Source organism: Roseateles saccharophilus, assembly GCF_004342485.1.
In the GTDB taxonomy this organism is placed as follows: domain Bacteria; phylum Pseudomonadota; class Gammaproteobacteria; order Burkholderiales; family Burkholderiaceae_C; genus Pelomonas; species Pelomonas saccharophila.
Map to the genome: position 1 here is coordinate 1 of NZ_SMBU01000072.1, position 7,176 is coordinate 7,176.

At 65.2% G+C, this 7,176-nt stretch carries 10 protein-coding genes; 7 read left to right on the forward strand and 3 right to left on the reverse strand.

Annotation, left to right across the window (positions count from 1 at the left end; all coding sequences use genetic code 11):
- Positions 1 to 385 precede the first annotated feature (385 nt).
- A complete protein-coding gene (locus EV671_RS26035) occupies positions 386 to 886 on the forward strand; it encodes an ATP-binding protein (RefSeq protein WP_132576813.1) in 501 nt (166 codons plus the stop codon).
- Positions 887 to 1,233: 347 nt separating this feature from the next.
- On the opposite strand, the gene EV671_RS26040 is transcribed toward EV671_RS26035, so the two are convergent.
- Positions 1,234 to 1,752, reverse strand: coding sequence for a hypothetical protein (locus EV671_RS26040; protein WP_132576814.1), 519 nt, complete (start codon positions 1,750 to 1,752; stop codon positions 1,234 to 1,236).
- 612 nt (positions 1,753 to 2,364) lie between these two features.
- Between EV671_RS26040 and EV671_RS27640 the strand changes: the two genes are divergently transcribed.
- Positions 2,365 to 2,991 (forward strand): hypothetical protein, encoded by a 627-nt coding sequence (locus EV671_RS27640; protein ID WP_243655895.1) that lies wholly within the window; start codon positions 2,365 to 2,367, stop codon positions 2,989 to 2,991.
- On the opposite strand, the gene EV671_RS26050 is transcribed toward EV671_RS27640, so the two are convergent.
- Positions 2,923 to 4,035 (reverse strand): bacterial transcriptional activator domain-containing protein, encoded by a 1,113-nt coding sequence (locus EV671_RS26050; RefSeq protein WP_165917745.1) that lies wholly within the window; start codon positions 4,033 to 4,035, stop codon positions 2,923 to 2,925. The genes EV671_RS27640 and EV671_RS26050 overlap by 69 nt on opposite strands.
- Positions 4,036 to 4,280: 245 nt before the next feature.
- Between EV671_RS26050 and EV671_RS26055 the strand changes: the two genes are divergently transcribed.
- Positions 4,281 to 4,745, forward strand: coding sequence for a hypothetical protein (locus EV671_RS26055; RefSeq protein ID WP_132576816.1), 465 nt, complete (start codon positions 4,281 to 4,283; stop codon positions 4,743 to 4,745).
- Positions 4,735 to 5,055: a type II toxin-antitoxin system RelE/ParE family toxin gene (locus EV671_RS26060; protein WP_132576817.1), complete on the forward strand. Its 321-nt coding sequence runs from the start codon at positions 4,735 to 4,737 to the stop codon at positions 5,053 to 5,055. The genes EV671_RS26055 and EV671_RS26060 overlap by 11 nt, the downstream gene beginning before the upstream one ends.
- 301 nt (positions 5,056 to 5,356) lie before the next feature.
- Here EV671_RS26060 and EV671_RS26065 read toward each other — a convergent pair whose 3' ends face one another.
- Positions 5,357 to 5,875 carry a hypothetical protein gene (locus tag EV671_RS26065; protein ID WP_132576818.1) on the reverse strand — a complete coding sequence of 173 codons (519 nt, stop codon included), beginning with the start codon at positions 5,873 to 5,875 and terminating at the stop codon, positions 5,357 to 5,359.
- A 252-nt stretch (positions 5,876 to 6,127) separates the two neighbouring features.
- Here EV671_RS26065 and EV671_RS26070 point away from each other — a divergent pair, with 252 nt between their 5' ends.
- From EV671_RS26070 to EV671_RS26080, 3 genes are read left to right on the forward strand one after another with little or no spacing between them, the layout of a single operon-like run.
- Positions 6,128 to 6,499, forward strand: coding sequence for a helix-turn-helix transcriptional regulator (locus tag EV671_RS26070; protein WP_243655896.1), 372 nt, complete (start codon positions 6,128 to 6,130; stop codon positions 6,497 to 6,499).
- 44 nt (positions 6,500 to 6,543) lie between these two features.
- The gene (locus tag EV671_RS26075; protein WP_277592518.1) at positions 6,544 to 6,804 is read left to right on the forward strand and encodes a BrnT family toxin; all 261 of its coding nucleotides are present in this window, start codon (positions 6,544 to 6,546) and stop codon (positions 6,802 to 6,804) included.
- A 54-nt stretch (positions 6,805 to 6,858) separates the two neighbouring features.
- Positions 6,859 to 7,062: a hypothetical protein gene (locus EV671_RS26080; RefSeq protein WP_132576819.1), complete on the forward strand. Its 204-nt coding sequence runs from the start codon at positions 6,859 to 6,861 to the stop codon at positions 7,060 to 7,062.
- Positions 7,063 to 7,176: the final 114 nt, after the last annotated feature.

Below are 7,176 nucleotides of genomic sequence, written 5' to 3' on the forward strand. Positions count from 1 at the left end.
CAGGGTGTCCACCGCCAGCGCCTTGCTACGCGCAATTCACGCGCCAGATCAACGACTTGCCGCTCCCAGCTCGGGCAACAGTCACGGATTCAGGAGAGTAGCTTGAAGCCTGGGGTTACCCCTTGGATTGGACCGTCAGTTTTGGCACCGAAAAAAGATCACCCCGATTCTGGTGGCGCAAACCACCAGCCCGTTTCACTCGATCTGCCGGCAAGGCGTCCTCCGACGCGGCACCGAGATGGGGTTCGGGAAGTGGGTCCGGTCGTTCAAGATCTCAACAACCTCTTTGCAGATGCCATCAAGCTGACCGCTCTCCTTCAGCGGCAGGGCTGCACCCCTTCAGGGCCGATCGGGCGAGAATCGAAGGCCTTGCCGAGGAGTCACCATGCCCAAGGTCAACAGGATCGCGTCGCGCTTGGAAGATCTCGCCTTGCCGGCCAACAGCGTCGCGCAACTGTGCAACGTCGCCACCGAGCGCGTCGGCACGGTGATCCTGACGGCACCGTCCGGCACCGACAAGACGCATGCTGCCGAAGTCCTTGCCCGCGTGATGGGGTGCGATCTCATGCACGCTGACCTCAGCCATCTGGTGAGCCCGTATATCGGGGAGACCGAGAAGAACCTGGATCGCCTTTTTGCGGCGGCTTCCGCGAGCGGTGCCGTGCTGTTCTTCGACGAGGCAGATGCGTTGTTCGGAAAGCGCAGCGTCGTCAAGGACAGCCACGATCGCTATGCCAATGCCGAGGTCGGCTATCTGCTCCAGAAGATTGAGGCCTATAGCGGGATCCTCATTCTTGCCGCTGGCGTGCGGCAGAACCTTGATTCAGGCTTCGTCAGGCGGCTGCGCAACGTCGTCGATCTTTCCTGGCCGCCAAAGAGCAATTGAAGGAGCTGGCGGTTGTTGTGGAAGGCCGAGTTGCCGGCGGCCATGTTTGGCCGCGAGCAGCCGGCATCCGCCGCCGCAGGCCTCAGGGCATCAGAACGCGAGGGACCGGGTGCGGCGTCAAGCGGTCGTCGCGGCCGAACTTCGGCAGTCGACCGAGCGTTCACTGAATAAATCGACGAACCGATGTCCCGGGCATGCTTGACGGGCTTGGCGACGCCTCAGCGACACGGCGGCACACCAGACGCCCTACGTCCATCGCCAGCAGTCAGGCTGAGAACGGCGCTGCTTCAGCGTTGGCGCAGGGAATCGAGGTCGGCGTCCTCGACAAGTTCGCTGCCAACTGCCGCTCAGGACGCGGCCTGTGCCACGCGCTCCCGGAACAACTGGGCTCGTTCGGCGTCGGCTGCGGCCTCGATGCGATTGGAAGCATCGGCCAACCAGTCAAGAAAGCGTGATTCGCTGTCGACCTCGCGGGCGCGGGCCCGCAGCTCGAAATCGCGTCCGGCCAGCATCCGGCCGGCGAGGTCCACCGCAAAGAGCTTCGCTCGCACCAATCGGCGCAGATCCTCACTGGGACCGGGGCTGATCGCTGCGACCGCAGCGGGGGGGTGCAGCGACCTGGGCGCCGGGGCGGTGGATGCGCGCGCCGGCTCCGTGGCGAAGTCAATCAGGCCGTCGCGCTGCAGGTCGTGGAGTGCGTCGGCTCCCAGCCCCAACGCACGGGCAATCTCAAGGAGTTCCGGCACGCCGCGCTTGCCGTCGACGTTGATGAGCAGCATGCGCCGGGGTACGGCCAACGTGCCTCGGGGACCGGCCAGAAGCTGCAGCGCAGACCTGGTCTTGAAGAAGGTGCGGGGCGTGGACATGTCGGCTCCAGAAGTGCCCGGGCATCATGTCCAGCACGCTTTTACCGCGAATGACATGCCGATGACCCGGCAGCTCCTCGTGAAATCCGTCGCACTCCCTGCCTCGGCGACTCCGGCGCGTCATGTCGGCGCTGGGTGTCGGCGCCGATCTGGCACTGCTGGCCAGCGACGTGATGCAGCCCGCCACCCCAGGCTCGGCCGCCGCCCCAGGCTCGGCCGCCGCCCAATCGCGCCGCGCTCGGCCCGCCATTCAAGTGCTGGTGTCGGCCGACGCCACTCGGCACCAGGCCCAGGATCTGCAAAGCCTGGCCCTGCACACCGAGGCTGTGCGCCGGGTCCGTGCCGATCCTGCCTTGCTGCAACAGGCCCAGGACACGCTCGAACGTTGGCTTGGCAATGGCAATTCCCGCTCCGCAGGCCTGTGGAGGGAGTGGCAGGAGATTCTTCGCGAGGGCAAGTGGCGCAAGGTCCTGGGCCGCACGCGCCGCGCACAGGAACTGCGTCAGGCTTCGCGCCATTGCCCACCGTGCTGCCCGAGCGGGTACGGCAAGACGTACTGGCGCAAGTCAGCGGGCTCAAGAAGGGCGTCGTGCCGGGCGACGACATCACGCCATGAACCGCGAAGACCTCGAACACATCTTCCGCGCCTGCAGCGAGATCACGGACCAGTACGAGTTCATGATCGTCGGCAGCCAATCCATCCTGGGGCCGATCCCGAACCCGCCCGAGATGTTCACGATGTCAGCCAAGGCCGACATCTACCCGCTGAACGCCCCGGAGCTGGCAGACCGGATCGATGCAGCCATCGGCGAGGGCTCGCAGTTCCATGAGACCTACGGCTATTACGCCCAGGGCGTTGGGCCGGAAACGGCAACCTTGCCGGCCGGATGGGCCCGCCTGCCCATTTTTCCGGCAGCGGCAGTCAACTCCCGGCCAGACAATGACTTAGCAGCCTGCTGCAGCGCTTATCAACAGAGTTGCCCACCGTTGAGGCGAACAACCTCGGCCAGGGACCGGGCGGCATGCAGGCGCCCGCGGGCATCGTGTGCACAGCGCTGGCGCCGCTGGAGCTGTGCGAATGGGTTGCACAGTGCGCCGTGGTCCGGGTGCTGGGGTTGTTCCAGTCGCGGGATCCAGCGGGACAGGCGGCGGCTATTTACGAGAGACGGGTCACGAGAAGTCGTCTCCACCGCCGCTGCCGAAGTCAATGCCCGTGTCAGCGCCACCGCCACTCGGTGACCAGTCGGCATCGGTGCCAGCAGCGCCTCCCAGGTCCAGCCCTGGCTGCGCAGTGGCTGGGAATGGCCCACGGGACGGCGTGTCAAAGTCCGAATGCTGAACACGATGGCTTGTCGCGGCCTCGGCCGCTTCGGCCAGCAGCATGCCTGCGGCCGCCCCTGCGCCGACGGCCGCCACGGTGCCCAGGACCCCGGGACCGCCCGTGGTCTGCGCGGGGCCATAGGGCCCGTAGGCAGGCGCCGTGGACTGGAACGCCGCCTGCTGGGCCAGTCGCTCGCTTTCCAGGCGCTGCTGACGCACGCTGGGAAGTTCCTCGCCGCGGATCTGGGCAGCGACGTCGTGCGCCCTGCCGATGAGCTCCTGCGTCTCGCTGTACTCCGAACGACGGGCGATGTCGGCGAGGTGAGACTGGATCGAGCTCTGCAGCTGATTGGCCCGGTCGTAATTGGCAAGTTTCACTTCGGGGCCGTTCTGCGGATTCGCGTCACTGGCTTTGACGGCGTCTTTGAGGTCCTCGATCGCCTGGCGCAGGCGGCCGCTCCAGAGCTCCCGCTCAGCCTTCTGGTCTGCCTGTTCTCGAGACCGCGTCGCGAACCACAAGACGACCGATCCGACGACCAGGGCGAGCGCGATCAGCCAACCCAAGAGATGCGAGCTGCCCTGGGAGTCCTGCACTGCCGGGGAAGCGGCGATGGGGACCTGAGCCCCGGCACTGCCTTCAGCACGAGCGGAGGCCCCTGAAAGCAGCGTCTCGAGCAGTTGGGGGTCGGCCGCGAACTTCTTGCTCGGATCGAGTTCCAGGGCGCGTCGAGCCTCGGCGGCGGCCTCCTGCACCCTGCCCTGCCGATACTCGGCCTGCGCGAGCCAATAGTGAGCCGTCGCATTGGTCGGATGCTTCTCCAGCACCTGATGCAATTCGACCTCGGCCTCTTGCCAACGGCCCGCGCGCAGGTGCGCCTCGATGTCCTCCTTGGATCCGGCTTGGGCAACACCTGCAAGGAGGGTTGTCGCCAGCAGGCCGGCCAGGACGTGGTGCTTGCCCATCTTGGATCCTTTCAGGTGATCGTGTTGCCACCATTCTTGCCGAGGACGGCGAGATCGACCGTGCCGACCGGCTCGTTGCGCATGGTCGCCGAGGCATCCCTGGACTGGGTGTGCGAAATGAAGGGCTCTCAAGGCGGCAATGGGCGTCATGTCGCGCGGCCGGTCCGCCGCTTTGGGAAGAGATTGACACTTTCTTATAAACTGTCGCCCGCAATCTAAGCTTTCAAGTTGTGGGAGTCGTCGCCATGTCCACCCTCGAGAAGACCATTGACCACAGCACGCTGCGCCGCCTGATGAGTGCCGGCGCGCACGTCGGCGCGCAAATCGTCGGCCAGGCCGGGAGCTGGGGCGTGGTCATTAACTACGGCCGCGCCAGCCAGACGCTGGCCGCCGCCCGTGGTGAGCCTCGCACCTTCCGCAAGTTCGAGACGCTGGCCCGCTACCTTAAGGACATGAGCATCACGGAATGCACTGTCCACCTGGCCGAGTTCGAGCCGGGCTCGAAAGCGATCCAGCCGGGCACGGAGAAGCGCCGCGCGGTTGCATCGGACCGGCTAAAGGCGGCGCACGCTGCCGCCGCGCACGACCAGTGGGTCAAGGAGTCGATCGCGGCTTCGTTGGCTGATCCAGCACCCAACATGGCGCATGACGCGGTGATGCGTAAGGCGCGTGCTTTGATCGACAAGAAGCGCAAGCAGCATGCCGGCTAAGTCGCCCGCGCAACCCCTCCTGGAATGGCGGCCTCAAGCCAGCGCCAACCTCCTGTTGATCATCGCCGAGATCGCGGAAGACAACCCCGACGCCGCCGACAATCTCATGAACGAGATCGAGAGCAAGGCTGTGGCGCTGCTCGACAATCCCAAGCTCTACAAGGTCTCGCCGCGAGCCAAGGGCCTGCGCGAAATGGTGATCCGGCCGAACTACCTGGTCTTCTACCGGGAATCACCCACGCTCGTGGAAATCGTCAACGTGATCCATGCGCGACGGCAATGGCCGCCGATCAAGCGGAAAGCCAAATGAGTGGGGAACCGAGGCAGCACGGATCTCGACCAGAGCATCCCGTGGGTTTGGCGATACCCACTTCGCCTAACTGCTCCTCGGCAATCGCCTCGATCTGCTCGGCCCGGCGGTCGTGTTGGCCTCCAGCGACGAGCCCCGGGGCGCCACGGGCAGCTGCCGACGCGTGCGCGCCCTGGGGGCGAAGGCCGCAGCGGTGACCTCGTCGGCAAAGGCCCCGGCCTCACTTGTGGACGCCGGCTTGAATTTGTCTTCTTTCAGCCGGTGTGAACGTGCGTGTTCTTCCTGATCCGTCTTCTTCGGATCACTGTCTCTGACGGTCTTCTTCAGCTCTGCCTGGCAACGGCGCGGCATAGTGCGCCAGCGCATGTAGGCGTTTGCCGTTGACCATGATGACCGGACACAGCGCCGTTGGCGCCTTGCCCGCGAATTGCAGCACCGCCAGCAAAGGCGATTCGGTGTTCAACAGATCTTGTAACGCCAGGGCCACGGGCGCCTCGACAGGCTCAACACGATCGGCACATTCCTCAATCGAATCAGTCACTTGCGGCGTCAAGAGATCTTGTAACGCCCGCGACGGCCGCCCCCTGCCACGGCTGTACCCCGGATGCGCGGCACGCCAGGCCTGCACCCGGGCGACATGCACGGGGCCGCAGAAGTAGTCGTTGTTGGGCGGCCGGGCCAGCCAGGCTGCCTGGCTGGCGGCCTTGCTGGCGCGCCGGCAATTGGCAGCGCAGCAGTAGCGCTGGCGCTCCCCCTTGCGATGGTCGGGGATGAAAAACTCCCCGCACGACATGCACTTGCGCTGTCCCGCCTTGGCCATCGTCGCTCCTTGGCGAGTCCATCGAGCGCGACGACCACGTCGACCGAAAACTCGTCGGTACGGTGTCTGAAGAAGACGGAAGCCAAAGCATTGCGGCGCAGGGTCGACACCATGTGAGCCAGCAACACTAATGAGCAAAGAGCCAACAAGTAACTCGCCCGACCGTATCGCACTTTGCTGTATTCTAAACAACATCATGCAACACGCTGGGTAAGCGTGTTGGCCATCAAGTTCAATTCCCCTCTGCCAACCGTGACCCCCATCACCCACGATGAGCGCGAGTTCCATGCCGCCATGGGCGAGCGCATCGCTCAACTTCGCAAGGCGCGCAGCCTGACCCAGACCCAGCTCGCCGAGGTGCTGGGCGTGAGGCAGCAGACCTTGCAGGGCTACGAGTCCGGCAGCCGTCGTATTCCGGTGTCGGCGCTGCCGCTGCTGGCCAAAACGCTGGAGGTGTCGCTGGAAGCGCTCTTCGGTGAAGAGCCCAAGGTCGGCCGCACCCGACGCGATCCAGTGACGCAGTGGCAGGAGCAGATGGAGGCCATCGCCAAGCTGCCGCGCGCTCGCCAGCGCTTCGTGACGGAGATGCTGGAGACGGTACTGGCCCAGCAGGCGCGTGCATGACCTCGCCGGTGTTGCATTTCGAGTGGGACCCGAACTAGGCTCGCATCAACCTCACCAAGCATGGCGTGGCCTTCGAGACGGCGGCCACCGTGCTGCAGGACGCGCTGGCCTTGACGGTCTACGATGAAGCTCACAGCGAGTTTGAAGAACGCTGGTTCACCATCGGCCGCACCGACAGCGGCCGGCTGCTGGTGGTCGTGCATACCTACGAGGCACTCAGTGCTAGCGAGGCGCGTGTGCGCCTCATCTCCGCCCGCGAGGCCACGCCGCGCGAACGTCACAGCTATGAGGATGAACCTCGCTGAACCACCACCCTTGAGGCAGCCCATATGACCGCAAGCATCACCCCAGACGACGGCATGCCCGCAGAGATTGACTTCTCCAAGGGCGTGCGCGGCAAGTTCCACCACGCAGGCGCCACGTTGCGCATGCCGGTCTACCTCGACGACGAGGTGCAGTCCTTCCTCGCCGAGCGCGCCCGCGCCAAGGGCATCGAAGTCGCCGCGCTGGTCAACAGCCTGCTGCGCAAGGACATCGAGCTCATCCAGGCCGTCGCGAAGTAGTCCGCCGCCGCATCTCTCTTAGGGCTACGCTGATTAAGGTCCGCCTTGCGGGTTGATCAGGTGGCAAGGTGAGCGCTGCGTCGGGATGATGCTCGCATGAAGCAAGCAACACTC